Annotated in this window: 26 protein-coding genes and 1 pseudogene; 21 read left to right on the top strand and 6 right to left on the bottom strand. The window is 70.8% G+C overall.

Going from position 1 to position 24,220, the window contains the following annotated elements:
- Positions 1 to 242: 242 nt before the first annotated feature.
- Together QMK30_RS23975 and QMK30_RS23970 are read right to left on the bottom strand one after the other, a co-directional pair.
- A complete protein-coding gene (locus QMK30_RS23975) occupies positions 243 to 1,076 on the bottom strand; it encodes a DUF3097 domain-containing protein (RefSeq protein WP_283520370.1) in 834 nt (277 codons plus the stop codon).
- A gap of 38 nt (positions 1,077 to 1,114) precedes the next feature.
- Positions 1,115 to 1,837 carry an MBL fold metallo-hydrolase gene (locus QMK30_RS23970; RefSeq protein WP_283520369.1) on the bottom strand — a complete coding sequence of 241 codons (723 nt, stop codon included), beginning with the start codon at positions 1,835 to 1,837 and terminating at the stop codon, positions 1,115 to 1,117.
- A 185-nt stretch (positions 1,838 to 2,022) separates the two neighbouring features.
- Here QMK30_RS23970 and hrcA point away from each other — a divergent pair, with 185 nt between their 5' ends.
- From hrcA to QMK30_RS23890, 16 genes are all read left to right on the top strand, one after another.
- The gene (hrcA, locus tag QMK30_RS23965) at positions 2,023 to 3,039 is read left to right on the top strand and encodes a heat-inducible transcriptional repressor HrcA (protein WP_283520368.1); all 1,017 of its coding nucleotides are present in this window, start codon (positions 2,023 to 2,025) and stop codon (positions 3,037 to 3,039) included.
- Positions 3,040 to 4,173 (top strand): molecular chaperone DnaJ, encoded by a 1,134-nt coding sequence (gene dnaJ / locus QMK30_RS23960; RefSeq protein ID WP_283520367.1) that lies wholly within the window; start codon positions 3,040 to 3,042, stop codon positions 4,171 to 4,173.
- Between the two features lie 270 nt (positions 4,174 to 4,443).
- Positions 4,444 to 5,544, top strand: a complete 1,101-nt coding sequence (locus QMK30_RS23955; RefSeq protein WP_283520366.1) for a nitronate monooxygenase — start codon at positions 4,444 to 4,446, stop codon at positions 5,542 to 5,544.
- Positions 5,541 to 6,290: a 16S rRNA (uracil(1498)-N(3))-methyltransferase gene (locus QMK30_RS23950; RefSeq protein ID WP_283520365.1), complete on the top strand. Its 750-nt coding sequence runs from the start codon at positions 5,541 to 5,543 to the stop codon at positions 6,288 to 6,290. The genes QMK30_RS23955 and QMK30_RS23950 overlap by 4 nt, the downstream gene beginning before the upstream one ends.
- 56 nt (positions 6,291 to 6,346) lie before the next feature.
- Complete coding sequence (locus tag QMK30_RS23945) at positions 6,347 to 6,739, top strand: VOC family protein (protein WP_283520364.1); 393 nt, start codon at positions 6,347 to 6,349, stop codon at positions 6,737 to 6,739.
- A gap of 102 nt (positions 6,740 to 6,841) precedes the next feature.
- Positions 6,842 to 7,453: a hypothetical protein gene (locus QMK30_RS23940; protein ID WP_283520363.1), complete on the top strand. Its 612-nt coding sequence runs from the start codon at positions 6,842 to 6,844 to the stop codon at positions 7,451 to 7,453.
- Positions 7,454 to 7,780: 327 nt separating this feature from the next.
- Entirely contained in the window at positions 7,781 to 8,581 is an 801-nt protein-coding gene (locus tag QMK30_RS23935; protein WP_283520362.1) for a P-loop NTPase family protein, read from the top strand.
- Positions 8,582 to 8,700: 119 nt separating this feature from the next.
- Positions 8,701 to 9,060 carry a histidine triad nucleotide-binding protein gene (locus QMK30_RS23930; RefSeq protein ID WP_283520361.1) on the top strand — a complete coding sequence of 120 codons (360 nt, stop codon included), beginning with the start codon at positions 8,701 to 8,703 and terminating at the stop codon, positions 9,058 to 9,060.
- A 10-nt stretch (positions 9,061 to 9,070) separates the two neighbouring features.
- Positions 9,071 to 9,979: a ribonuclease Z gene (locus QMK30_RS23925; protein WP_283520360.1), complete on the top strand. Its 909-nt coding sequence runs from the start codon at positions 9,071 to 9,073 to the stop codon at positions 9,977 to 9,979.
- 44 nt (positions 9,980 to 10,023) lie between these two features.
- Positions 10,024 to 11,013 (top strand): adenosine deaminase, encoded by a 990-nt coding sequence (locus QMK30_RS23920; protein WP_283520359.1) that lies wholly within the window; start codon positions 10,024 to 10,026, stop codon positions 11,011 to 11,013.
- Between the two features lie 120 nt (positions 11,014 to 11,133).
- Positions 11,134 to 12,435 (top strand): glucarate dehydratase family protein, encoded by a 1,302-nt coding sequence (locus QMK30_RS23915; protein ID WP_283520358.1) that lies wholly within the window; start codon positions 11,134 to 11,136, stop codon positions 12,433 to 12,435.
- Between the two features lie 124 nt (positions 12,436 to 12,559).
- The gene (locus tag QMK30_RS23910; RefSeq protein ID WP_283520357.1) at positions 12,560 to 13,693 is read left to right on the top strand and encodes a carbohydrate kinase family protein; all 1,134 of its coding nucleotides are present in this window, start codon (positions 12,560 to 12,562) and stop codon (positions 13,691 to 13,693) included.
- Positions 13,694 to 13,903: 210 nt separating this feature from the next.
- Positions 13,904 to 14,935, top strand: a complete 1,032-nt coding sequence (locus QMK30_RS23905) for a PhoH family protein (protein ID WP_283520356.1) — start codon at positions 13,904 to 13,906, stop codon at positions 14,933 to 14,935.
- A gap of 12 nt (positions 14,936 to 14,947) precedes the next feature.
- Positions 14,948 to 15,445, top strand: a complete 498-nt coding sequence (ybeY, locus tag QMK30_RS23900) for an rRNA maturation RNase YbeY (RefSeq protein WP_283520355.1) — start codon at positions 14,948 to 14,950, stop codon at positions 15,443 to 15,445.
- Complete coding sequence (locus QMK30_RS23895; protein ID WP_283520354.1) at positions 15,442 to 16,728, top strand: hemolysin family protein; 1,287 nt, start codon at positions 15,442 to 15,444, stop codon at positions 16,726 to 16,728. The genes ybeY and QMK30_RS23895 overlap by 4 nt, the downstream gene beginning before the upstream one ends.
- Complete coding sequence (locus tag QMK30_RS23890) at positions 16,725 to 17,078, top strand: MmcQ/YjbR family DNA-binding protein (protein WP_283520353.1); 354 nt, start codon at positions 16,725 to 16,727, stop codon at positions 17,076 to 17,078. The genes QMK30_RS23895 and QMK30_RS23890 overlap by 4 nt, the downstream gene beginning before the upstream one ends.
- A 10-nt stretch (positions 17,079 to 17,088) precedes the next feature.
- Here the strand turns inward: QMK30_RS23890 and QMK30_RS23885 are convergent, their stop codons facing one another.
- A complete protein-coding gene (locus QMK30_RS23885) occupies positions 17,089 to 17,286 on the bottom strand; it encodes a hypothetical protein (RefSeq protein WP_283520389.1) in 198 nt (65 codons plus the stop codon).
- Here QMK30_RS23885 and QMK30_RS23880 point away from each other — a divergent pair.
- The 4 genes and pseudogenes from QMK30_RS23880 to QMK30_RS23865 form a co-directional block, all read left to right on the top strand.
- A pseudogene (locus QMK30_RS23880) lies at positions 17,240 to 17,356 on the top strand (XRE family transcriptional regulator); the annotation flags it as partial. The gene QMK30_RS23885 and the pseudogene QMK30_RS23880 overlap by 47 nt on opposite strands.
- A 189-nt stretch (positions 17,357 to 17,545) precedes the next feature.
- Positions 17,546 to 17,902, top strand: a complete 357-nt coding sequence (locus QMK30_RS23875; protein ID WP_283520352.1) for a cytidine deaminase-like protein — start codon at positions 17,546 to 17,548, stop codon at positions 17,900 to 17,902.
- A 426-nt stretch (positions 17,903 to 18,328) separates the two neighbouring features.
- Positions 18,329 to 19,279 (top strand): GTPase Era, encoded by a 951-nt coding sequence (gene era / locus QMK30_RS23870; RefSeq protein WP_502963211.1) that lies wholly within the window; start codon positions 18,329 to 18,331, stop codon positions 19,277 to 19,279.
- A 47-nt stretch (positions 19,280 to 19,326) separates the two neighbouring features.
- Complete coding sequence (locus tag QMK30_RS23865; protein ID WP_283520350.1) at positions 19,327 to 19,776, top strand: DUF4279 domain-containing protein; 450 nt, start codon at positions 19,327 to 19,329, stop codon at positions 19,774 to 19,776.
- Between the two features lie 20 nt (positions 19,777 to 19,796).
- Here QMK30_RS23865 and QMK30_RS23860 read toward each other — a convergent pair whose 3' ends face one another.
- Genes QMK30_RS23860 through QMK30_RS23850 form a run of 3 tightly spaced genes read right to left on the bottom strand, consistent with a single transcriptional unit; the run spans position 19,797 to position 22,017 of the window.
- The gene (locus tag QMK30_RS23860) at positions 19,797 to 20,636 is read right to left on the bottom strand and encodes a GNAT family N-acetyltransferase (RefSeq protein WP_283520349.1); all 840 of its coding nucleotides are present in this window, start codon (positions 20,634 to 20,636) and stop codon (positions 19,797 to 19,799) included.
- Between the two features lie 27 nt (positions 20,637 to 20,663).
- The gene (locus tag QMK30_RS23855) at positions 20,664 to 20,930 is read right to left on the bottom strand and encodes a protealysin inhibitor emfourin (protein ID WP_283520348.1); all 267 of its coding nucleotides are present in this window, start codon (positions 20,928 to 20,930) and stop codon (positions 20,664 to 20,666) included.
- Positions 20,931 to 20,955: 25 nt separating this feature from the next.
- Complete coding sequence (locus QMK30_RS23850) at positions 20,956 to 22,017, bottom strand: M4 family metallopeptidase (protein WP_283520347.1); 1,062 nt, start codon at positions 22,015 to 22,017, stop codon at positions 20,956 to 20,958.
- 292 nt (positions 22,018 to 22,309) lie between these two features.
- On the opposite strand from QMK30_RS23850, the gene leuA reads away from it, so the two are divergent.
- On the top strand, positions 22,310 to 24,076 hold the full coding sequence (gene leuA, locus QMK30_RS23845; protein WP_283520346.1) for a 2-isopropylmalate synthase: 1,767 nt from the start codon (positions 22,310 to 22,312) through the stop codon (positions 24,074 to 24,076).
- The last annotated feature ends 144 nt before the right edge of the window (positions 24,077 to 24,220 follow it).

Below are 24,220 nucleotides of genomic sequence, written 5' to 3'. Positions count from 1 at the left end.
GCCGGTGCCTGCGCTGCGGCGGGGCGAGGTGCGGGGTCGGGGTGCGGGTCGCCTGCGGTGCTGATCCCCTTCCCGCCCCTTCCCCAAACCGGGGGCTCCACCCCCGGACCCCCGCTCCTCAAGCGCCGGAGGGGCTGGATTTTCGGCTCGGCAAGGGCTGGGACGGCAGGGGGTCGGGTGCGCTTCCTGGCCCGTCGCGACGGGCCAGCTGTCCCAGCCGGCCATCCTCGCCGGCTCCGCCCCTACGGCGTGGGCGCCGTGACGAAGTCGATCAGTTCTTCCACTCTGCCCAGCAATTCCGGCTCCAGGTCCCTGTACGAGTGGACCGACGCCAGGATGCGCTGCCACGCCGCCCCCGTGTTCTCCGGCCAGCCCAGCGACCGGCACACGCCCGTCTTCCAGTCCTGGCCGCGCGGCACCCTCGGCCAGGCGGGGATCGCTACCGCGGAGGGCTTCACGGCCTCCCACACGTCGATGTACGGGTGGCCGACGACCAACACGCTCGCGTCCGAGACCTGCGCCGCGATGCGTGACTCCTTCGAACCCGGGACCAGGTGGTCGACCAGGATGCCCAGTCGGGCGTCTGGAGCCGGGGCGAAGGCCTCGACGATTGCCGGGAGGTCGTCGATTCCCTCCAGGTACTCCACGACCACGCCCTCGATGCGCAGGTCGTCGCCCCAGACCCGCTCGACGAGTTCCGCGTCGTGGCGGCCCTCCACATAAATGCGCCCGGCGCGCGCGACCCTGGCGCGTGCCCCCGGCACCGCGACCGAGCCCGACGCCGTGCGGGTGGGGCGGGAGGGGACGGGGGTCGCCGCGCCGGGGCGTACCAGCGTGACCGGGCGGCCCTCCAGGAGGAAGCCGCGCGGCTCCATCGGGAACACCCGGTGCTTGCCGTGGCGGTCCTCCAGGGTGACCGTCGGGCCCTGTGCCGTCTTCTCGCAGCGGACCACCGCACCGCAGAAGCCCGTGGTGACCTCCTCCACGACAAGCTCGTGCTCGGCGGCCACTTCGGGAGCGGGGGCGGTCTTCTTCCACGGCGGGGTGAGATCGGGCCCGTACTGTCGACTGCGCATTGGCCGACGATATCCCCGGGTCCCGCTCAGGGGTGACGTCAGGACACGCCGAAGCGGGCCGCCAGAGTGTCCCGCTGGGCGCGTACGAAGGCCGCGTCGACGACCGCCCCGTGCCCCGGCACGTACACGGCGTTCTCGCCGCCCAGCGCGAGCAGCCGGTCCAGCGCGGCCGGCCACCGGGACGGGTGCGCGTCCGAACCGGCCTGCGGCTCGCCCGACTCCTCGACCAGATCGCCGCAGAAGACGACCTGGGGGCTGCCGGGCACCAGGACCGCCAGGTCGTGACCGCTGTGCCCCGGGCCCACGTTCACCAGGAGCACCTGCCGGCCGCCGCCCAGGTCCAGCGTCCAGTCGCCGCAGACGGTGTGCTGCGGCGCGACCAGCAGGTCGGCCGCCTCCGCGGCCTCGGCCGCCGCGACGCCGTGACGCACCGCACTGTCGCGCACCGCGTCCCGGCTCCGCCCGAGGAACTCGTCCAGGCCCGCCGCCCCGAACACCTCGGCGCCCGAGAACACCGCCGTGCCCAGCACATGATCGAAGTGGGAATGGGTCAGCGCGACATGCGTCACCCGGTGACCCAGCAGGGACTGCGCCTGGGTGCGCAGCTCGGCGCCCTCCCTGAGGGTCGAGCCGCTGTCGATCATCAGGGCCCTGCCGGTGCCCGCGACCAGCCCGACCGTCGCGTCCCACCCGGGCATGCGCCGCCGCCCCACCCCCGGTGCGACCCGCTCCCACCCTGCCTCTTCCCAACTCACGTCCATACCGCGACGCTAGACCCACCCGGGCCCATTCCGCCCGCTGAACAGCGCCGTCGTGCGACATCGTGACCGGCCGCCCTTGCTAGGGGCGTACCTCCCCGCCGTACACTGGCCAGGGAGATTTGCTGGCACTCACCCGCAGCGAGTGCCAAGTAGAAGCCGACGACCGACAGCTGGAGGTGTGCGCCATGCTCAGCGAACGCAGACTCGAGGTGCTGCGCGCCATCGTCCAGGACTATGTGGGCACCGAGGAGCCGGTGGGCTCCAAGGCGCTCACCCAGCGGCACAAGCTCGGTGTCTCCCCGGCCACGGTCCGCAATGACATGGCCGCCCTGGAGGACGAGGGTTTCATCGCCCAGCCGCACACCAGCGCGGGGCGGATTCCGACGGACAAGGGGTACCGCCTGTTCGTGGACCGGCTCGCGGGGGTCAAGCCCCTGTCGACGCCCGAGCGCCGCGCGATCCACAGCTTCCTGGACGAAGCACTGGACCTCGACGACGTGGTGGCCCGCACGGTCCGGCTGCTCGCGCAGCTGACCCGGCAGGTCGCCGTCGTGCAGTACCCGTCGCTCACCCGCTCGACGGTGCGCCACGTGGAATTGCTCGCACTGGTCCCCGCCCGCCTGATGCTCGTGCTGATCACGGACACCGGACGGGTCGAGCAGCGCATGATCGACTGCCCGGCGCCCTTCGGGGAGGCCTCGCTGGCCGATCTGCGCGCCCGGCTCAACAGCCGGGTCGTCGGGCGCCGTTTCGCGGACGTACCGCAACTGGTGCAGGATCTCCCGGAATCCTTCGACACGGACGACAGAGGAACCGTTTCGACAGTTCTGTCCTCTCTCCTGGAGACTCTGGTCGAGGAGACCGAGGAGCGGCTGATGATCGGCGGCACCGCCAATCTCACCCGATTCGGACATGATTTTCCTCTCACCATCCGGCCGGTGCTGGAAGCACTTGAGGAGCAGGTCGTCCTCCTCAAGCTGCTGGGTGAGGCAACAGATTCGACCATGACCGTACGAATCGGTCATGAGAACGCCCATGAGGGGCTGAGTTCCACGTCCGTCGTCGCAGTCGGCTACGGTTCGGGCGACGAGGCAGTCGCCAAACTCGGCGTGGTCGGACCGACCCGCATGGACTACCCCGGAACGATGGGAGCGGTACGCGCAGTGGCACGTTACGTCGGACAGATCCTGGCGGAGTCGTAAGTGGCCACGGACTACTACGCCGTACTCGGCGTGCGCCGCGACGCTTCCCAGGACGAGATCAAGAAGGCATTCCGTCGGCTCGCCCGCGAGCTGCACCCGGATGTCAATCCTGACCCCAAGACACAAGAACGCTTCAAGGAGATCAACGCCGCCTACGAGGTGTTGTCGGACCCGCAGAAGAAGCAGGTCTACGACCTCGGTGGCGACCCGCTCTCGCAGGCGGGCGGCGGAGCCGGCGGCTTCGGCCAGGGCGGCTTCGGGAACTTCTCGGACATCATGGACGCTTTCTTCGGAACGGCGTCCCAGCGCGGGCCGAGGTCGCGGACGCGGCGCGGCCAGGACGCGATGATCCGGCTGGAGATCGACCTCAATGAGGCGGCCTTCGGCACGACCAAGGAAATTCAGGTCGACACGGCCATCGTGTGCACGACCTGCAGCGGTGAGGGCGCCGCGCCGGGCACCTCCGCGCAGACCTGTGACATGTGTCGCGGTCGTGGCGAGGTGTCGCAGGTCACCCGGTCCTTCCTGGGCCAGGTCATGACCTCGCGGCCGTGCCCCCAGTGCCAGGGCTTCGGCACGGTCGTGCCGACGCCGTGCCCGGAGTGCGCGGGCGACGGCCGGGTGCGGTCCCGCCGCACGCTCACGGTCAAGATCCCGGCCGGTGTCGACAACGGCACCAGGATCCAGCTGGCCGGCGAGGGCGAAGTCGGCCCCGGCGGCGGCCCGGCGGGCGATCTGTACGTCGAGATCCACGAGCTGCCGCACGCGGTGTTCCAGCGGCGCGGCGACGATCTCCACTGCACGGTCACCATCCCGATGACGGCGGCGGCGCTCGGCACGAAGGTGCCGCTGGAGTCGCTGGACGGCATCGAGGAGATCGACATCCGGCCCGGTTCGCAGTCGGGCCAGTCGATCCCGCTGCACGGGCGTGGCATCACGCATCTGCGGGGTGGTGGCCGGGGCGACCTGATCGTGCACGTCGAGGTGCTGACCCCGCAGAAGCTGGACCCGCAGCAGGAGGACCTGCTGCGCCAGTTCGCGAAGCTGCGCGGCGAGGAACGCCCCATCGGGCAGTTCCAGCCCGGGCAGCAGGGGTTGTTCTCCCGGCTGAAGGACGCGTTCAACGGCCGCTGACGCGGCTCGTGGCCGGGGGTCCGGGGGTTCCCCCCGGGGGGACTCAGTCAGCCCGGGCAGCAGGGGTTGTTCTCCCGGCTGAAGGACGCGTTCAACGGCCGCTGACGCGGCTCGTGGCCGGGTCGGCCGGGGGGCTGGGTATCGCCCCCGGCCGACCCGGCCGACGCCCGTCGGCCCTGCCGCAGGTTGCGCTCCGCCGTCGGCGTCGTGCGCCTCGCGGGGCGCACGGCCGGATTCGGCGGAGTGCGGAGGACATGAAACGATGCGTTCATGTCCTCCGCACTGACCGATCTCTGTCGCTTTCCGATCGTGCAGGCCCCCATGGCGGGCGGCGCATCGTGTCCTCAGCTGGTCGCAGCGGTCTCCGAGGCCGGTGGTCTCGGTTTCCTGGCCGCCGGTTACAAGACCGCCGACGGCATGTACGAGGAGATCAAGCAGCTGCGGGGGCTGACGACCCGGCCCTTCGGCGTCAACCTCTTCATGCCGCAGCCCAACTACGCCGACCCGGCCTCCATCGAGGTGTACCGCCATCAGCTCGCGGGCGAGGCCGGCTGGTACGAGACCCCTCTCGGCGAGACCGACGGCGGCTCCGACGACGGCTACGAGGCGAAGCTAGCCATCCTCCTCGACGATCCCGTCCCCATCATCTCCTTCACCTTCGGCTGCCCCGCCCGTCCCGTACTCGACTCCTTCGCCAAGGTCGGCACCTTCACCGTCGTGACGGTCACCACCCCCGAAGAGGCCCAGGCCGCGCAGTGGTCCGGCGCCGACGCCGTGTGTGTGCAGGGCATCGAGGCCGGCGGCCACCAGGGCACGCACCGCGACGACCCGCAGAGCGACGGCACCGGGATCGGCCTGCTGTCCCTGATCACGCAGGTCCGCGAGACCATACAGCTGCCGATCATCGCGGCGGGCGGCCTGATGCGCGGCGCGCAGATCGCGGCGGTTCTCGCGCTGGGCGCGGAGGCCGCGCAGCTCGGTACGGCGTTCCTGGTCTGTCCCGAGTCAGGCGCCAACGCCCTGCACAAGCAGGCCATGACGAATCCGCTGTTCGTACGCACGGAACTGACCCGCGCCTTCTCCGGCCGCCCCGCCCGCGGCCTCGTCAACCGCTTCATGCGCGAGCACGGCCCGTACGCCCCCGCCGCCTACCCCCAGGTGCACCACATCACCTCCGGCCTGCGCAAGGCCGCGGCCAAGGCGGGCGACGCCCAGGGCATGGCCCTGTGGGCCGGCCAGGGGCACCGGATGGCGCGCGAGATGCCCGCAGGACAGCTGGTCGAGGTCCTGGCGGCGGAGACCGACGCCGCGCGGGCCGAGCTGGCCCTGCGGGACGTCTCGGCGCCGGTGAAGCGCGGCGAGGCGTCATGACGGCGCCGGTCTTCGTCGTCGACAAGCTGGCTTCGGGGCCCGGAGGCAGGTTTGTGCTGGACGGGCCCGAGGGGCGGCACGCCGTCACCGTGAAGCGGCTGCACGCCGGTGAGGACGTCGTCCTGACGGACGGCCGCGGCAGCTGGGCGGAGTGCGTCGTACTGGCGACCGAGGACAAGGACCGGCTGGTGGTCCAGCTGGACTCGGTGTCCGAGGAGCCAACACCCGCGCCCCGCCTCACCGTTGTCCAGGCCCTCCCCAAGGGCGACCGCGGCGAAGTGGCCGTCGAGACCATGACGGAGACCGGGGTCGACGCGATCGTGCCGTGGCACGCGTCCCGCTGCATCACGCAGTGGAGGGGCGACCGCGGCCTCAAGGCCCTGGCCAAGTGGCGCGCGACGGCCCGCGAGGCGGGCAAGCAGTCGCGCCGGGTGCGCTTCCCCGAGGTTGCCGATGTCATGAGCACCAAGCAGGTGGGCGCACTTCTGGCCACCGCCGACTTCGCGGCCGTCCTGCACGAGGACCCTTCGGTGGGCAGCGAGGCCCTGGCCACCGCCCAACTCCCCGACGCGGGAACGATCGTGCTGGTCGTCGGCCCCGAAGGGGGCGTTTCCCCGGACGAGCTGGCGCTCTTCGCGCAGGCCGGGGCCGAGCCGTACCGGCTGGGTCCGAGTGTGCTGCGTACCTCCACCGCCGGAACCGCCGCCGCCGCGCTGCTCCTCGGGCGCACCGGCCGCTGGTCCTGACCCGGTCCGTCGCCAGGATCCTTCCCGAGGATCCGTCCCCCAGGAAGGACACTGTGATGGAACTCGCCCAGGTCCGGCTGCTCGTCTCGGACTTTCCCGCCTGCTACCGCTTCTACGGCGAAGTGCTCGGCCTGACACCGCAGTCGGGCTTCGCGAGCGGCCCGTACGAGAAGTTCTCGCCACCCGGGGGCTCCGCCGGGATCGCTCTCCAGGACCGCGCCATGATGGCCGAGGTCCTCGGTGAGCTGGCCGACGTGCCGGACGGCCACCGCTCGCTCGTGGTGCTGCGCGTCGATGACCTCGACCGTTACTGCCAGGAGATCGCCGGCCGCGGCGCCGACCTCGTGCACGGGCCCGCCCCGCTGACCGACCGGATGCGCGTGGCGCACCTGAAGGACCCCGAGGGCAACCTCGTGGAGCTTCAGGAGTGGCTGCTGATGCAAGGCTGACCTACGCCGGTCCGGGCTGATCGAGGCCGGTCGACCGGGCGCGCGAGGACGTGGCCGCAACCTGTCTTTTCCATCCGGCCGACGGGTGGGAGGCTGGCGACCATGGGGGCATTGAGGCGAATACGGCACCGGCACACCCTGGCGGCAATCGGCCTCGCCGGTGCGGCAGTTGTGGCGGTCCCGGCCTGCGAGCCGGGAGTGGACGGGATGAGCTCGGTGGCCGTGGCCATGACCACCGACCAGACCGGCACGCGCACGCTGGAGCGCGCCGGGGTCGATGTGCGGTGGATGAGCTGCACGGCGACCGTCGGCGAGGGCCGCAGGGTCGACACGAGCACCACGGCCCCGACCAGCTCCGCCCGCAGTGTCGCGTCCGTCAAGTGCGAGGGCGAGACCAAAGGCGGGCAGGAGATCCGTATCGAGGGCAAGGTGACCGAGGAGCGCGACGGGCGCTGCGTGCGCGGCGACCTGACTGCCAGGGTCGGCACCAAAACCGTCTTCCAGGCCAATGTCCTCGGCAACTGCGAAGCCGCGCCGACCACCAGGAATCCGACGCCGCCCATCACGTACGAGCCGACGCGGACCTCGGCCCCGCCGACCACCACCCCGGCCCCGCGTCCGCCGAGCGACGACCAGCCCCGGCCCAGCGTGACCGTCACGACCACCGTCACCGCGGACCCGGAGCCCACCTGCGACTGCCCCTCGACGAAGTGACGCGGTGACGCGGTGACGCGGTGAGGTGTGCCGGGGGAACAGTAGGAGGATTGCGAGGGGAAGGGGAGCGACCGCTAACGACCTCGGGGGCAATGGAGTGTGGATCAGCGAGTGGCGTCCTGCGGCTTCGCGTCCTAGGCGGAGGAGGGAGGCGACGCGGAGCGTCGTCGGCCGACGACAACGCCGGAGGCGGAGTCGCAGGGCGCCGGGAGCCCGCGCGCTATTGCCCCCGAGGTCGTAAGTGAGTCGATACGGCGACCACCCTGACAGCCGGTGACCACGCTCCTAGTTTGGGGAGTTGGCCGGTGTCGAGCGGATGGGGCAGGCATGTCGGAATCGGGCTGGCGCTGGCAGCGGACTGACCTCCCGAGCGAGATGACGAGCTTTGTCGGCCGGGAGCCCGAAATCGAATTGGTACGCACGCTGTTCGGCAGCGCCCGCATGGTCACGCTCCTTGGGCCCGGCGGTGTCGGCGAGAGCCGGATCGCGGTGCGCGCCGCGGCCTCGCTCGCGGACCGGTTCCGTGGCGGCGTAAGGATGGTGGACCCGTCCACCACGGCGACCTCGCCGCCTGCGGCGCCGCCGCGCGGGTCCCGCACGCCGTCGCGGCCTCCCTGCACGCCGCGTCGACACCGGGGCCCGACCCCACGGACGTCGTGCTGCGGCTGCTCGCCGGCCGGCGCGGTCTGCTCGTACTGGACACCTGTGAGCACGTACGGTCCGGGCGTGCTGCTGGCCGCGCGCAGCCTGCGTGCGACCGAACCGCAGCAGCTGTACGGGAGCCTGTGCACCCCGGGCGAGCGGTTCGACGTACTGATACACGGTCCGAAGGCGCCCGCCAGGCACCGTTCCCTGCTCAACGCGATCGAGTGGAGCCACGACCTGTGCGGCCGCGTCGAGCGGCTGCTGTGGGCCCGGCTCTCCTCGTTCACCGGCAGTTTCACCGGCGACCAGGTCAGGACGGTCTTCACCGGCGGCGCCGAACTGGCCTCGCTCGTCGACGCGTCGGTGGTGCTGCGCGAGGACGCCGGGACGTACCGGCTGCCGCTGGCGCACCGGGAGTACGGGCAGGTCCGGCTGGCTGGACTCGGCGGCCCGCAGGCACGGACAGAGGGAAGCGGCTGCTGAGTGGGCGGCTCCGCCGACGGCCGGTGGGAGTCGACGGTTCCGGGGGTACCGGATCAGACATACTTGATCGGTACATCCTGATCGGCACGTCCTGACCGGAACCGAGGAGGCCACGGACCATGGCGGGAGAACGACAGGCGGACTGCCTGTTCTGCAAGATCGTCGCGGGTGAGGTGCCCGCGACCGTCGTCCGCGAGACGGAAACCACCGTCGCGTTCCGCGACATCAACCCCCAGGCCCCGACCCACGTCCTGGTCATCCCCAAGGTGCACCACCCGGACAGCGCCTCGCTCGCCGCCGCGGAGCCGCAGATCGCGGCGGACGTGCTGCGCGAGGCGGGCGCCGTCGCGGCCGACGAGAAGATCGAGGCCACCGGCTACCGGGTCATCTTCAACACCGGCAGCGGCGCGGGCCAGACCGTCTTCCACGCGCACGCCCATGTGCTCGGCGGGCGCGGTCTCAACTGGCCGCCCGGATAGGGCAGAACCCGTGTCCGCACGAGAACTGGTGGTCCTCGGCACCGCCAGTCAGGTCCCCACCCGGCACCGCAACCACAACGGCTATCTGCTGCGCTGGGACGGCGAGGGCATCCTCTTCGATCCCGGCGAGGGCACCCAGCGCCAGATGCTGCGCGCCGGAGTCGCCGCGCACGACCTGAACCGGATCTGCGTCACGCACTTCCACGGCGACCACTCGCTGGGCCTCGCCGGAGTGATCCAGCGCATCAACCTCGACCGGGTCCCGCACCCCGTCACCGCGCACTACCCGGCGAGCGGCCGGCACTTCTTCGACCGGCTGCGGTACGCCACCGCCTACCGCGAGACGGTGAAGCTGACCGAGGCGCCGGTCGACGCCGACGGGGTACTGGCCACCGCGCCGACGTACGTCCTCGACGCCCACAAGCTCTCGCACCCCGTCGAGTCGTACGGCTACCGCCTCACCGAGCCGGACGGGCGCCGCATGCTGCCCGCGCTGCTCGCCGAGCACGGCATCTCGGGGCCGGACGTCGGCCTCCTGCAGCGCGACGGTGAGCTGCGCGGCGTCACGCTCGACCAGGTCAGCGAGGCGCGGCCAGGACAGCGCTTCGCGTTCGTCATGGACACCCGGCTGTGCGACGGCGTGTACGCGCTCGCCGAGGGCTGCGACATGCTCGTCATCGAGTCGACCTTCCTCGACGAGGACGAGAAGCTGGCCGTCGACCACGGCCACCTGACCGCCGGCCAGGCCGGGCGGGTGGCACGCGGGGCGGGCGTACGCCACCTCGTCCTGACCCATTTCTCGCAGCGCTACAGCGACCCCGACGCCTTCGAACGCCAGGCCCGCGCGGCCGGGTTCGACGGCGAACTGACCGTCGCCGCCGACCTGTTGAGAGTGCCGCTGCCCAAGCGCAGCCCCTGAACCACCACACCGCCCTTCGATCGACCCCGACGAGAAGAACCCTCATGCACCTCCCCAAGGCCGAACTGCACCTCCACATCGAAGGAACCCTCGAGCCAGAGCTGGCCTTCGCGCTCGCCGAGCGGAACGGGGTGAAGCTGCCCCACGCCGACACCGAGGAGCTGCGCCGCGCCTACCTCTTCGACGACCTCCAGACCTTCCTCGACCTGTACTACGCGCTGATGGCCGTGCTGCGCACCGAGGAGGACTTCGAGGAGCTCGCCGACGCCTATCTGGCGCGCGCCGCGCAGCAGGGGGTGCGGCACGCGGAGATCTTCTTCGACCCGCAGGCGCACACCGCGCGCGGTGTGGAGATCGCCACCGTGATCGACGGGCTGTCCCGCGCGCTGGACAACAGCGAGGAGCGGCACGGCATCTCCACCCGGCTGATCATGTGCTTCCTGCGCGACGAGAGTGCCGAATCGGCGCTGGCGACGCTGGCGGACGCCAAGCCGCATCTGCACCGGATCGCCGCCGTCGGCCTGGACTCGGCGGAGGTCGGGCACCCGCCGTCGAAGTTCCGTGAGGTGTACGAGGAGGCCGCCGCCCTCGGGCTGCGCAGGGTCGCGCACGCGGGCGAGGAGGGCCCGCCGGCGTACATCTGGGAGGCCCTGGACATCCTGGGAGTCGAGCGCGTCGACCACGGGCTGCGGTCCATGGAGGACCCGGAGCTGGTGGAGCGGCTGGTGCGGGACCGGGTGCCACTGACGCTGTGCCCGCTCTCGAACGTACGGCTGCGGACCATCGACATCCTGGAACAGCATCCGCTGCGGGAGATGATGGCGGCCGGCCTGCTCGTGACGGTGAACTCCGACGACCCGGCCTACTTCGGCGGTTACGTCGGCGACACCTTCCACGCTGTCCACGAGGCGCTCGGGCTCGGCCACGAGCAGCTGCGCGAGCTGGCCCGCAACTCCTTCCTGGCGGCCTTCCTCGACGACGACGAGGAGCGCCGCGCCCGGTATCTCGCCGAGGTCGACGCGCACGTCTTCTGACGGCCCCGGCACAACGGTCGTGCCCCGACCGTTGTGCCGGGGCCGTTGACGCACTTCGGTGCGCCTCCTTACGCTGCATCTTCATACATGGACGTCGTTTACATACGGAGATGACTAGCTGTGGCGGACCTGACCATCACCGAAGTCCGGCTGACCCCTGTTCTCATCTCTGACCCACCCCTGCTCAATGTCCAAGGGGTGCACCAGCCGTACACCCCCCGCCTGGTCGTCGAGGTGGTCACGGCGGACGGGATCGCCGGAGTCGGCGAGACCTACGGCGACACCAAGTACCTGGAGTTGGCCCGGCCGTACGCCGATCTGCTGCCCGGCCACGACGCGGCCGACCTCAACGGCCTGTTCACCCTCGCGCAGCGGGTCGGTGTCGACCACGCGCGCGAGGACCACGCCATCGACGTCGGCGGGCTGCGCGGCGTCCAGACCGCCGACAAGTTGCGGCTGTCCGTCGTCTCCGCCTTCGAGGTGGCCTGCCTGGACATCCTGGGCAAGGCGTACGGGCAGCCCGTGCACACCCTCCTCGGCGGTAAGGTCCGCGACCACGTCGAGTACAGCGCGTACCTCTTCTACCGCTGGGCCGAGCACCCCGGCGGCGCGGGCGAGAGCGACGACTGGGGCGCGGCGCTCGACCCGGCCGGCATCGTGGAGCAGGCCCGGCGCTTCGTACGCGAACACGGCTTCGGCTCCTTCAAGCTCAAGGGCGGCGTCTTCGAGCCCGAGCAGGAGATCGCCGCCGTGCGGGCACTCGCCGAGGCCTTCCCCGGCCACCCGCTGCGGCTGGACCCCAACGGCGCCTGGACGACCGAGACCTCCCTGACGGTCGCCAAGGAGCTCGCCGGCGTCCTCGAATACCTGGAGGACCCGGCGCCCGGCACCCCCGCCATGGCCGAGGTGTCCGCCGGGACGGACGTGCCGCTCGCCACCAACATGTGCGTGACGACCTTCCCCGAGATCCGCGAGGCTTTCCGCACCAACGCCGTTCAGGTGATCCTCTCCGACCACCACTACTGGGGCGGACTGCGCAACACCCGTGAACTGGCCGCGATCTGCCGGACCTTCGGCGTCGGCCTGTCCATGCACTCCAACACCCACATGGGTATCAGCCTCGCCGCGATGACCCATGTCGCCGCCACCGTCCCCAACCTGGACCACTCCTGCGACAGCCACTACCCGTGGCAGACCGAGGACGTCATCACCCGGCGCCACACCTTCGACGAGGGCCGGCTGACGGTGTCCGACGCCCCCGGCCTCGGCGTCGAGCTCGACCGGGACGCCCTGGAGCGCCTGCACCGCCGCTGGCTCGACGAGACGGCGTACGGCGCGATGCGCGACCGCGACGACGCCGCCGCGATGCGCGGGGCCGACGGGTACGAGCAGTGGACGGCGCCGCCGCTGCCGCGCTGGTGACGCGAGGCGTGCGCCGAGGAGACCGTTCACATCACTGACGCATTGCCGCGAGCCCCTCTGGACGCGTAGTCGGGCACACTGGCCTGAATCCGCACCACCAGGCACCACCCCAGGGGAGCGCACGGTGAGAACGCACGCAGCCAGCAGTGACCACTCCGGACAGTCCGGCGGATCGAGCAGCCTCGATCCGCTGGACGGGCTGCGCTCCCCGGACGGCCCGTGCTGCGACGTCTTCCTCACCGGCACGGTCTTCCTCGACATCATCTTCACCGGCCTGGACAGCGCCCCGGTGCGCGGCACCGAGTCCTGGGCGCGCGGCATGGGCTCCAGCCCCGGCGGCGTCGCCAACATGGCGACCGCCCTGGCCCGGCTCGGCCTGCGCACCTCACTCGCCGCGGCCTTCGGCGACGACCACTACGGCGAGTACTGCTGGGATGCCCTCGCGCAGGGCGAGGGCATTGACCTGGGCATGTCACGCACGGTGCCCGGCTGGCACTCACCGGTGACCGTGTCCATGGCGTACGAGGGCGAACGGACCATGGTGTCCCACGGCCACGAGGCCCCGCCCCCCGCGGGCCCAGGACCCTTCCCGCAGTGCCCGCCACGCGCGCGTGGCGCCATCGCAGCCCTGGCCCCCGGCCGCAGCGAGGAGTGGATCGCCGCAGCCGCGCGCAGTGGCGCCAAGGTGTTCGCCGACGTCGGCTGGGACGACACGGGCCGCTGGGACCTGACGGGCCTCACGGACCTGGAGCACTGCGAGGCGTTCCTGCCCAACGCCGAGGAGGCGATGCGCTACACCCGCACCGACTGCCCGCGCGCCGCGGCCCGCGCGCTGGCCGAGAAGGTGCCGGTCGCCGTCGTCACCCTGGGCGCGGAGGGCGCGTACGCCGTGGACGGCTCGACGGGGGAGACCGCGCAGGTCCCCGCCATCGCCGTCGATGCGCTCGACCCGACCGGCGCGGGCGATGTCTTCGTCGCCGGCTTCGTCACCGGCACGCTCGCCGGCTGGCCGCTGGCGGACCGGCTCGCCTTCGCGGGGCTGACGGCCGCCCTGTCGGTCCAGGAGTTCGGCGGCTCGCTGTCGGCGCCCGGCTGGTCGGAGATCGCGGCCTGGTGGCGGAAGGTGCAGGCGTGCGAAGCGCAGGACCCGCAGGCGCTGCGGCGGTACGCGTTCCTGGAGGACCTGCTGCCCGCGGCGGGCCGGCCCTGGCCGCTGCGCCGGGCGGTGCCGACGATCGGCTTCCGCACGCCCGCGTAGAGAGCCGCCCGCCCAGAGCCGCCCGCCCAGAGACACACCCGCGTAGTAGAGCCGCCGCGGGCCCAGGCGCGGCGCGCGCAGGCCGCGCAAGGTGCCGCGAGGAAAAGGCCTCGGCCTTGTCAGTGCGCAGACGTACGCTTGGTGTTCCAGAGGTTGTCGAGCAGCGAGAACCCTGCAGCGGGAGGTATGTGCAGGCCTTTGTGCCGGCCCATGACTCAGACATCTGAAGCTCCAGACCCAGCCGCCCCCGCGCCGGGGCAGGCACGAGCCCACTTCTCGGTCCCCGCCATGCACCCCATGGTGACCGTCCTGGGCTCCGGTGACGCCCTACTGCGCGTCATCGAGAAGGCGTTCCCGGACGTCGACATCCATGTCCGGGGCAACCAGGTGAGCGTGCTCGGTCACGAGGTGGAAGTCGCCCTGATCCAGCGCCTTTTCGACGAGATGATGCTGGTGCTCCGCACCGGGCAGCCGATGACGGAGGATGCTGTGGAACGTTCGATCGCCATGCTCAAGGCCGACGGAAACGGCAACGGCACGGCGACCACCGAGACCCCCGCCGAGGTCCTCACGCAGAACATCCTCTCCAGCCGCGGCCGCACCATCCGCCCCAAGACGGTCAACCAGAAGCGGTACGTCGACGCCATCGACAAGCACACCATCGTCTTCGGCATCGGCCCCGCGGGCACCGGCAAGACGTATCTCGCCATGGCCAAGGCGGTCCAGGCCCTGCAGTCCCACCAGGTCAACCGGATCATCCTGACCAGGCCGGCCGTCGAGGCGGGCGAGCGGCTCGGCTTCCTGCCCGGCACGCTCTACGAGAAGATCGACCCGTATCTGCGCCCGCTCTACGACGCGCTGCACGACATGCTCGACCCGGAGACGATCCCGCGGCTGATGGCGGCGGGGACGATCGAGGTGGCGCCGCTGGCATACATGCGAGGCAGGACCCTTAATGATGCGTTTATCATCCTGGACGAGGCGCAGAACACCAGCGCCGAGCAGATGAAGATGTTCCTGACCCGGCTGGGCTTCGACTCCCAGATCGTCATCACGGGCGACGTCACCCAGGTCGACCTGCCGAGCGGGACCCAGAGCGGTCTGCGTCAGGTCCAGGACATCCTGGAGGGCCTCGACGACGTCCACTTCTCCCGGCTCACCTCCCAGGATGTCGTCCGGCACAAGCTGGTCGGCCGTATCGTCGACGCGTACGAGCAGTACGACAGCCGCAACGGGAAGTAGTAACCCAGCACCATGTCGATCGATGTCAACAACGAGTCCGGAACCGAGGTCGACGAGCGGGCGATCCTCGACATCGCCCGCTACGCGCTCACCCGGATGCGTATCCACCCGCTCTCCGAGCTCTCGGTGATCGTCGTGGACACCGCCGCCATGGAGCAGCTGCACATCCAGTGGATGGACCTGCCGGGTCCGACCGACGTCATGTCCTTCCCGATGGACGAGCTGCGTCCGCCGGTCAAGGACGACGAAGAGCCCCCGCAGGGCCTGCTCGGTGACATCGTGCTCTGCCCGGAGATCGCCAAGTCCCAGGGTGAGGAAGCCGAGACGCAGCACTCCATGGACGAGGAGCTTCAGCTCCTGACCGTCCATGGTGTGCTGCACCTGCTCGGTTACGACCACGAGGAGCCGGACGAGAAGGCCGAGATGTTCGGCCTCCAGGCCGCGATCGTCGACGGCTGGCGCTCGGACCAGGGAATGACCGGCCCGTCGCCCGCGCCGACCGTTTCATGACCGCGCAACTGATCACCGGCGCGGTCCTGCTGGTCGTCGTCGCCTGGCTCGCCGCGTGCGCGGAGGCGGGCATCGCCCGCGTCTCCACGTTCCGCGCCGACGAGGCGGCCCGCGCGGGCCGCCGCGGCAGCGCCAAGCTGGCGCAGGTCGCCGCCGACCCGGTCCGCTATCTGAATGTCGCGCTGCTGGTGCGGGTCGCCTGCGAGATGGCGGCCGGGGTCCTCGTCACATATGTCTGCCTGCGCGAGTTCGACGAGACCTGGGAGGCGCTGGCCATCGCCATCGCGGTGATGGTCCTCGTCAGCTATGTCGCCGTCGGGGTGTCGCCGCGCACCATCGGCCGCCAGCACCCGCTGAACACGGCGACCGCGTCGGCGTACGTTCTGCTGCCGTTGGCCCGGATCATGGGCCCCATCCCGCAACTGCTGATCCTCATCGGCAACGCGCTGACGCCCGGCAAGGGTTTCCGCAAGGGCCCCTTCGCCAGCGAGGCGGAGCTGCGCGCGATGGTCGACCTGGCCGAGCAGGAGTCCCTGATCGAGGACGACGAGCGCCGCATGGTGCACTCGGTCTTCGAGCTCGGCGACACACTCGTACGCGAGGTCATGGTCCCCAGGACCGACCTGATCTCCATCGAGCGCTACAAGACGATCCGCCAGACCCTCACCCTCGCCCTGCGCTCCGGCTTCTCCCGCATCCCGGTGACCGGCGAGAACGAGGACGACATCGTCGGCATCGTCTATCTCAAGGACCTGGTCAGGAAGACGCACATCAACCGCGACTCCGAGTCCGACCTGGTCTCCACCGCGATGCGCTCCGCCGTCTTCGTCCCCGACACGAAGAACGCCGGGGACCTGCTGCGCGAGATGCAGCAGGAGCGCAATCACGTCGCCGTCGTCATCGACGAGTACGGCGGCACGGCCGGCATCGTCACCATCGAGGACATCCTGGAAGAGATCGTCGGCGAGATCACCGACGAGTACGACCGTGAACTGCCGCCCGTCGACGACTTGGGCGAAGGCTGTTACCGCGTCACCGCCCGCCTCGACATCGGCGACCTCGGCGAGCTCTACGGCCTCGATGAACTCGACGACGAGGACGTGGAGACCGTCGGCGGACTCCTGGCGAAGTCGCTCGGACGCGTCCCCATCGCGGGCGCTTCCGCCGTCGTCGACCTGCCGGACGGCCGCGCCCTGCGGCTCACCGCGGAGTCCCCGGCGGGCCGCCGCAACAAGATCGTCACAGTGCTCGTCGAGCCGACCGAAGAGAAAGCGACGAAATGACCCCGCAGGAGCTGAGGGCGTTCTGCCTGGAATTCAACGCGGCGGTCGAAGAGTTCCCGTTCGGCCCGGAGACCTCGGTCTTCAAGGTCCTCGGCAAGCTCTTCGCCCTCAGCTCACTGGACGGTGAGCCCCTGAAGGTCAACCTCAAGTGCGAGCCGGAGATCGCGGTCCGGCTGCGCGAGGAGCACCCGGCGATCGCCCCCGGCTGGCACATGAACAAGCGCCACTGGAACACGGTCACCGTCGGCGGCCTCCCGGACCGGACGGTCCGTGAGCTGATCGAGGACTCGTACGACCTGGTGGTGGCCGGTCTGCCCAAGGCGGAGCGCCTGCGGCTCGACCGGCCCTGAACCACCTGTCTCAACGCCGCTGCCGGGTGCGCCCGGCGAGCAGTCCCGCCGCGACCGGACCCGCGGCGGCCAGCAGGATCACCGCGTCCACGGCCGGCGCCGTCCGCACGCCGTCGAAGAGTTCACCCTGCGTCGCTGCCAGCACGCCGAGCAGCGGGACGCCGGACCTGTCGATCGTCCTGCGCACCCCGCTCCCTGAGGCGGACACGGCGGCCAAGCTGGAGTGGCCGGCGTCGCCCGAAGGCCGGCGCGGCTCGATGTACCCGGTCGCGGGCTGAGCGCGCCCGCTCCTTACGACCTGGGGGGCAATAGTGCGCGGGCTCCCGGCGCCCTGCGGCTCCGCCTCCGGCGTTGTCGTCGGTCGACGACGCTCCGCGTCGCCTCCCTCCTCCGCCTAAGATGCGAAGCCGCAGGACGCCGCTCGCTGATCCACGCTCCATTGCCCCCCAGGTCGTTATGCTCGGGTCATGACGACGCAGAACACCGAGCTCGGCCCCGAGGACCGCAAGATCATCACGCTGGCGCGCAGTGCCCGTACCCGCAACGGGGTCGCGGAGGGTGCGGCCGTGCGCGACGAGACCGGGCGGACGTACGTCGCCGGGACCGTGGAGCTGGACTCGCTGAAGCTCAGTGCCCTGCGGACCGCCGTCGCGATGGCCGTCGCCAGTGGCGCGAAGTCGCTGGAGGCCGCGGCCGTGGTCACCGAGGCGCGGAGCGCGTCGGACGAGGACCGCGCGGCGGTACGTGACCTGGGCGGACCCGCGGCGCCGGTGCTGGTGGCCGGCCCGGACGGGGAGCTGCGCGCGACGGTCACCGCGGGTTGAGCAGGCCCCCGCACCACCCCCGCACCACCTCCGGACGAGTTGGGCGACGTCACCCCGATCCCACTCGTCCAAAAGTCGACCTCGTCGACCTCGTCGACCTCGGGGCCGAGATCTCCTTCCCCGTGTAGGCCGCCCTCCAGCGGGCTGAAGAAGATCCCCGCCGAGCCGCTGCCCGATCGGCAGGTGCGCCCGGGGAAGCCCCGGGCGGGAGTGCCCCGACTCGCATGGGGCGAGGTCAGGCTCCCGACGGCCGTCGGGACCGGCGCGACGCGCGAGAGAGCCGCCGTCCGCTTCTCCGTCCCGCCCCGGCCGCTCGCCGTGGCACCGGCGCCGGGCCGCGACGGGAGCCGCCGGGGGGCGCGTACGCCGCCGTGCGCGCTGTGCTTCTCGGGCCTCTGGTCAGCGCGGCGCGGGCGATCGGGGAGAATGGGCCCCATGAGCGCTAGCACCCACGCATCCGAAGCCCCCCACAGAGCCGGCTTCGCCTGCTTCGTCGGTCGCCCCAACGCGGGCAAGTCCACCCTGACGAACGCTCTGGTCGGCCAGAAGGTGGCCATCACCTCCAGCCGTCCGCAGACCACCCGCCACACCGTGCGCGGCATCGTGCACCGGCCCGAGGCGCAGCTGATCCTGGTCGACACCCCTGGGCTGCACAAGCCGCGCACCCTGCTGGGCGAGCGGCTCAACGACGTCGTACGCACCACCTGGGCCCAGGTCGACGTGATCGGCTTCTGCCTGCCCGCCGACCAGAAGCTCGGCCCCGGTGACAAGTTCATCGTCAAGGAACTCGCAGGGATCAAGAAGACCCCGAAGATCGCGATCGTCACCAAGACGGACCTGGTCGACTCGCGGCAGCTCGCGGAGCAGCTCATCGCTCTCGATCAGCTCTCCAAGGAGCTCGGCTTCGAGTGGCAGGAGATCGTTCCGGTCTCGGCCGTCGGCGGCGAGCAGGTCGGCCTGCTCGCCGATCTGCTGATCCCGCTGCTGCCGGAGAGCCCGCCGCTGTACCCGGAGGGCGACCTCACCGACGAGCCCGAGATGGTCATGATCGCGGAGCTGATCCGTGAGGCGGCGCTGGAGGGTGTGCGCGACGAGCTGCCGCACTCCATCGCGGTGGTCGTCGAGGAGATGCTGCCGCGCGAGGGGCGGCCCGCGGACCGGCCGCTGCTGGACATTCACGCGAATGTGTTCATCGAGCGTCCGAGCCAGAAGGGCATCATCATCGGCCCGAAGGGTCAGCGCCTGAAGGACGTCGGGACGAAGTCCCGCAAGCACATCGAGGCGCTGCTGGGTACGCCGGTCTTCCTCGACCTGCACGTCAAGGTCGCGAAGGACTGGCAGCGCGACCCGAAGCAGCTGCGGAAGCTCGGCTTCTAGGCCTCAGGGGTCGAGGGCGTGACCGTGCCAACGGGTACGGTCACGCGATGCACCTCGATCAGTACGTCTACTTCGCTCTGTACAGCAAGGAGACGACCGCGGACGCGATGACGGCCCGGCTCGGCCTCACCCCCGACGGGACCTCGGTCCGCGGCAGCGAGTTCCCGGAACACGATGTGCCCAGGCACCACCGATGGGTCGTCGAGTGCCGGGACCCCGACCTCCCTGTCGACGAGCAGATGGAGCGGGTCCTGGGCCGGCTGCTGATCTACCGGGACGAGATCGCCGCCCTCGCCGCCCAACTCGCGAAAGAAGAGGGCGAGGACGGCGGGGCGGTCCTTCAAGTGGTGCGCGAGTACCGGAACTCGGCCACCGAGGTCGCGACGCACGGCTGGCTGGTGTCCACGGAGATGCTGCGTTTCCTCGTCGACACCGGGGCCGACCTGGCCGTGGACGAGTACGACTTCACAGGACCCGAGGGCGAAGCCGGGGTCTGAGGCCCGCCCGGGGCCGCGGGCTACTCCGCGACCGCCGCCTCCATCGACGTCCCGATGTGCCGGAAGCCGACCCGCGAGTAGATCCGCGCCACCGCTTCGTCCGTGGCCGTCAGGAAGATCGTGTCGATGCCGCGCGACCGCGCGTCCGAGGTCAGCGCCGCCGTGACCGAGACGGCCAGCCCGCGGCGCCGCGCCGTCGGCAGCGTGCCGATGCCGACGATCTCGCTGACCGTGCCGACCGGGAGGTACTGGCCCGAGCACAGCACCACACCGCCATCGACGGCCGCGGCCACCACGGACTGCCCGGCCCCGATCCGGCCGGCGATCCGCTCCACCGAGCCGTCGCCCCGCTGGGAGGCGATCATGGCGGCCAGCTCGTCGGCGCCCGCGGCCCCCACCGCCGTGCCGAGTTCGGCGAAGGCCAGATGCGGCACGGCGAGCGCGCCGGGCAGGGCCGGGTCGTCGGCCCGCAGCAGGCGCACCAGCGGATGCGGCGCCGGGGCCGCGCCCCTGTCGTCCAGGAGCATCAGCCAACGTTTCCGCACCGCGAGCCCGCTCTCCTCCAGAGCCGGGCGCAGGGCCGGTGTCGTCTCCGGCACCCACTCGAACGTCTCGGGCACGCCGAGATCCCGCTGCCGCGCCCTGACCCGCTCCACCGCCTCGGCGGTCACCGGGGCGCCGGTCCAGCCCAGTGTGGGCCGGGCGTAGTAGGGAAAGCCCGCGCCGTCGGGGTCGCGTACGAACAGGGTCAGCGGACCGAAGCCCTCGGCGCGCGCGGCGGAGCGCGGTACGGCGTCGTAATAGCGCTCGAAGTCGGCGAGCGCGGCAGCATCGGAAGCGTCGGTCGTCACAAGGGTCATACCGCGCATCAGATCACTGGAGGTCCGCTACACGCCTTCTTTCAGGACCCGCGAGATGAGCCGGCGCTGCGCCTCGCCCAACCGTGGGTCCGCGCAGTAGACGGTCTTGCCGTCGATGGTGATCCGGTAGCTGAATCCGTCCGGCACCCCGAGCGGCGGCGTGCTCCGGCCGGAGGCCACCGCCTCGTCGGCCAGGGCGTGCCACTCACCGGCATCGGGCCGTCCCGAGGTCTCCACCTCGGCATGGCGCTCGATGCCGGCGAATCCTCCCGTGCGCCGCACTTGAATACGCATGGGTCCTGTCTAGTACGGATACGGCTCAGCCGGTAGGCACCCCGACCTGGGACCACGCCTTCAGCAGCGCTCCGTGCTCCTCTCCGTCGCCGAAACGCGCGTGCGCGGCGGCCACGGAGACCCGGGCGAAGTCGGCGAAGCTCGCGTCGACCTGGAGCTCCCCGCTGGTGATCGTGTCGTACCAGATCCGTCCCGCCCGCTCCCACGCCTTGCCGCCGAGAGCCTCGGCGAGCAGGTAGAAGGCACGGTTCGGGATGCCGGAGTTGATGTGGACACCACCGTTGTCCCGGCCGGTACGGACGTACTCGTCCATCGTCGCGGGCTGCGGGTCCTTGCCGAGCACGTCGTCGTCGTACGCCGTGCCGGGGGCCTTCATGGAGCGCAGGGCCACTCCGTTGACGCGTTCGGCCAGCAGGCCCGCGCCGATCAGCCAGTCGGCCTGGTCGGCGGTCTGGTCGTTGACGTACTGCTTGACCAGGGAGCCGAAGACGTCCGAGACGGACTCGTTGAGCGCGCCGGGCTGGCCGAAGTACGTGAAGTTGGCCGTGTACTGGGTCAGGCCGTGGGCCAGCTCGTGGGCGATGACGTCCACCGGGAGGGTGAAATCGAGGAAGATCTCGCCGTCGCCGTCGCCGAAGACCATCTGGGTGCCGTCCCAGAAGGCGTTCCCGTACTGCTCGTCGAAGTGGACGGTCCCGATGAGCGGCAGCCCGCTGTCGTCGATCGAATTGCGCGAGAAGGCCTTGTTCAGCAGCTCGTAGGTGGCGCCGAGGCCCGCGTACGCGCGGTTGACGGTCGCGTCTTTGCCGGGTTTGTCGCCCTCGCCGCGGACTTTGTGGCCGGGCAGGTCGGTCTTGTTCTTCGCGTCGTGGATGGTCCGCTGGGGCTTGCCCTCGGCGGCGCCCATGGGCGCCGCGACCGGCGGCGAGCCGAGGACCGTGGTCAGTCGGCGGTGGGTGCGCCGGGCGGCGTCCGCTTCGAGGGTGCGGCGGGCGGGGCCTGCGAGCGCGGGGTCCTCGGCCTGGGCCAGCTTGTCGAGGACATGCGGCGGGATGATGGTGCAGAAAGCGGGATGGAAGACGTTCATGGCGGCAATGTGGCACCGGGTCATGCCGCTGTCACTAGTTGCCACCATGATTGGTGAAATCGAGTGAAGGGTCACTGTTCTACCGTTACGGATGCTTGATATCGCATACTGATACGGGCCCGCGCCCTCGGCGCCCCTGAGCTAGGCTGCGGAACATCATGCGTTACGGGCTGCTCCTCCTTAGCTGCCGCGGCGAGGGTCTGTAGTACAGGCCGACCCCCTCCCCGCGGAGTCTGGTGCTGCAGCGACACAGTCGGCCGTCCCACCGCTGGACACCGAGGAGCCCTACGCCATGAACAGCCCCGCCGGCCGCCCCACGCCGGTCACCAACGCCACGCACACCCAGCAGCCGTCCGGCATGCCCATCGGCAAGTACGGCCCGTACGACGCCGTGGACATCGCCGACCGCAGCTGGCCCAACGGGCGCATCACCAAGGCGCCGCGCTGGCTCTCGACCGACCTGCGCGACGGCAACCAGGCGCTGATCGACCCCATGTCGCCGACCCGCAAGCGCGAGATGTTCGACCTGCTGGTGCGCATGGGCTACAAGGAGATCGAGGTCGGTTTCCCGTCCTCCGGCGAGACCGACTTCAACTTCGTACGCTCCATCATCGAAGAGGGCGCGATCCCCGACGACGTGACGATCTCGGTCCTCACCCAGGCCCGCGAAGAGCTGATCGAGCGCACCGTCGAGTCGCTGCGCGGCGCCCACCGGGCCACCGTCCACCTGTACAACGCGACGGCGCCGACCTTCCGCCGGGTTGTCTTCCGCGGCTCCAAGGAGCAGGTCAAGCAGATCGCCGTGGACGGTACGCGGCTGGTCGTCGAGTACGCCGAGAAGCTGCTGGGCCCGGAGACCGTGTTCGGCTACCAGTACAGCCCGGAGATCTTCACCGACACCGAGCTGGACTTCGCGCTGGAGGTCTGCGAGGGCGTCATGGACGTCTGGCAGCCGGAGGCGGGCCGGGAGATCATCCTGAACCTGCCCGCCACCGTGGAGCGCTCCACGCCGTCCACGCACGCCGACCGCTTCGAGTGGATGTCGCGCCGGCTGTCGCGCCGCGAGTTCATCGCGCTGTCGGTCCACCCGCACAACGACCGCGGCACCGCCGTCGCCGCCGCCGAGCTGGCGATCATGGCCGGCGCGGACCGCGTCGAGGGCTGCCTGTTCGGACAGGGCGAGCGCACCGGCAACGTCGACCTGGTCACCCTGGGCATGAACCTCTTCAGCCAGGGCGTCGACCCGCAGATCGACTTCTCGCAGATCGACGACATCCGCCGCACCTCCGAGTACTGCAACCAGATGGAGATCCACCCCCGCCACCCCTACGCGGGCGACCTGGTCTACACCGCCTTCTCCGGCTCCCACCAGGACGCCATCAAGAAGGGCTTCGACGCCATGGAGGCCGACGCGGCCGCCCAGGGCAAGACGGTGGACGAGATCGAGTGGGCGGTGCCCTACCTGCCCATCGACCCCAAGGACGTGGGCCGCTCCTACGAGGCGGTCATCCGGGTCAACTCGCAGTCCGGCAAGGGCGGCATCGCGTACGTCCTGAAGAACGACCACAAGCTGGACCTGCCGCGCCGCATGCAGATCGACTTCTCCCGGATCATCCAGGCGAAGACGGACGCGGAGGGCGGCGAGGTCACACCCAAGGCGATCTGGTCGGCCTTCCAGGACGAGTACCTGCCCAGCCCGGAGGACACGACGGCCCGCTGGGGGCGCGTCCAGCTGCGCTCGGGCCAGACCACCACCGACACCGACGGCGTCGACACCCTGACTGTCGAGGCGGTCGTCGACGGCACGGACACCGTGCTGACCGGCACCGGCAATGGTCCGATCTCGGCCTTCTTCGACGCGCTGGCCGCCGTCGGCGTGGACGCCAGGCTGCTCGACTACCAGGAGCACACGATGAGCGAGGGAGCGAGCGCCCAGGCCGCCTCGTACATCGAGTGCGCGATCGACGGCCAGGTGCTGTGGGGCATCGGTATCGACGCCAACACCACGCGCGCGTCGCTGAAGGCGGTCGTCTCCGCAGTGAACAGGGCGGCCCGCTGAGGGGGTTTGCGCCAGGGCGACTTCATCTTGTGTTCGAGTCGCCACCGACTCGGCCGACGCCCTTTGACCTGAGGTTTTTCCGGCCCCGCGCACCCGCGACGGTGTGCGGGGCCCGCTCGTGCGGTGACAGGGTGCTGACGCCGC

It is taken from the genome of Streptomyces sp. H27-C3, assembly GCF_030063415.1.
In the GTDB taxonomy this organism is placed as follows: domain Bacteria; phylum Actinomycetota; class Actinomycetes; order Streptomycetales; family Streptomycetaceae; genus Streptomyces.
This window is presented reverse-complemented; position numbering and strand designations above follow the sequence as displayed.

Excerpts from the sequence above, each read along its gene's own strand:
- leuA (WP_283520346.1), top strand. The coding sequence starts at position 22,310 with ATGAACAGCCCCGCCGGCCGCCCCACGCCGGTCACCAACGCCACGCAC.
- QMK30_RS23860 (WP_283520349.1), bottom strand. The coding sequence starts at position 20,636 with ATGACCCTTGTGACGACCGACGCTTCCGATGCTGCCGCGCTCGCCGAC.
- QMK30_RS23850 (WP_283520347.1), bottom strand. The coding sequence starts at position 22,017 with ATGAACGTCTTCCATCCCGCTTTCTGCACCATCATCCCGCCGCATGTC.
- QMK30_RS23855 (WP_283520348.1), bottom strand. The coding sequence starts at position 20,930 with ATGCGTATTCAAGTGCGGCGCACGGGAGGATTCGCCGGCATCGAGCGC.
- QMK30_RS23930 (WP_283520361.1), top strand. The coding sequence starts at position 8,701 with ATGGCGGGAGAACGACAGGCGGACTGCCTGTTCTGCAAGATCGTCGCG.
- era (WP_502963211.1), top strand. The coding sequence starts at position 18,329 with ATGGGCCCCATGAGCGCTAGCACCCACGCATCCGAAGCCCCCCACAGA.
- QMK30_RS23975 (WP_283520370.1), bottom strand. The coding sequence starts at position 1,076 with ATGCGCAGTCGACAGTACGGGCCCGATCTCACCCCGCCGTGGAAGAAG.
- QMK30_RS23875 (WP_283520352.1), top strand. The coding sequence starts at position 17,546 with ATGACGACGCAGAACACCGAGCTCGGCCCCGAGGACCGCAAGATCATC.
- QMK30_RS23935 (WP_283520362.1), top strand. The coding sequence starts at position 7,781 with ATGTCGGAATCGGGCTGGCGCTGGCAGCGGACTGACCTCCCGAGCGAG.
- QMK30_RS23970 (WP_283520369.1), bottom strand. The coding sequence starts at position 1,837 with ATGGACGTGAGTTGGGAAGAGGCAGGGTGGGAGCGGGTCGCACCGGGG.
- QMK30_RS23945 (WP_283520364.1), top strand. The coding sequence starts at position 6,347 with ATGGAACTCGCCCAGGTCCGGCTGCTCGTCTCGGACTTTCCCGCCTGC.
- QMK30_RS23955 (WP_283520366.1), top strand. The coding sequence starts at position 4,444 with ATGTCCTCCGCACTGACCGATCTCTGTCGCTTTCCGATCGTGCAGGCC.
- QMK30_RS23920 (WP_283520359.1), top strand. The coding sequence starts at position 10,024 with ATGCACCTCCCCAAGGCCGAACTGCACCTCCACATCGAAGGAACCCTC.
- QMK30_RS23940 (WP_283520363.1), top strand. The coding sequence starts at position 6,842 with ATGGGGGCATTGAGGCGAATACGGCACCGGCACACCCTGGCGGCAATC.
- ybeY (WP_283520355.1), top strand. The coding sequence starts at position 14,948 with ATGTCGATCGATGTCAACAACGAGTCCGGAACCGAGGTCGACGAGCGG.
- QMK30_RS23895 (WP_283520354.1), top strand. The coding sequence starts at position 15,442 with ATGACCGCGCAACTGATCACCGGCGCGGTCCTGCTGGTCGTCGTCGCC.
- QMK30_RS23905 (WP_283520356.1), top strand. The coding sequence starts at position 13,904 with ATGACTCAGACATCTGAAGCTCCAGACCCAGCCGCCCCCGCGCCGGGG.
- QMK30_RS23865 (WP_283520350.1), top strand. The coding sequence starts at position 19,327 with ATGCACCTCGATCAGTACGTCTACTTCGCTCTGTACAGCAAGGAGACG.
- hrcA (WP_283520368.1), top strand. The coding sequence starts at position 2,023 with ATGCTCAGCGAACGCAGACTCGAGGTGCTGCGCGCCATCGTCCAGGAC.
- QMK30_RS23890 (WP_283520353.1), top strand. The coding sequence starts at position 16,725 with ATGACCCCGCAGGAGCTGAGGGCGTTCTGCCTGGAATTCAACGCGGCG.
- QMK30_RS23950 (WP_283520365.1), top strand. The coding sequence starts at position 5,541 with ATGACGGCGCCGGTCTTCGTCGTCGACAAGCTGGCTTCGGGGCCCGGA.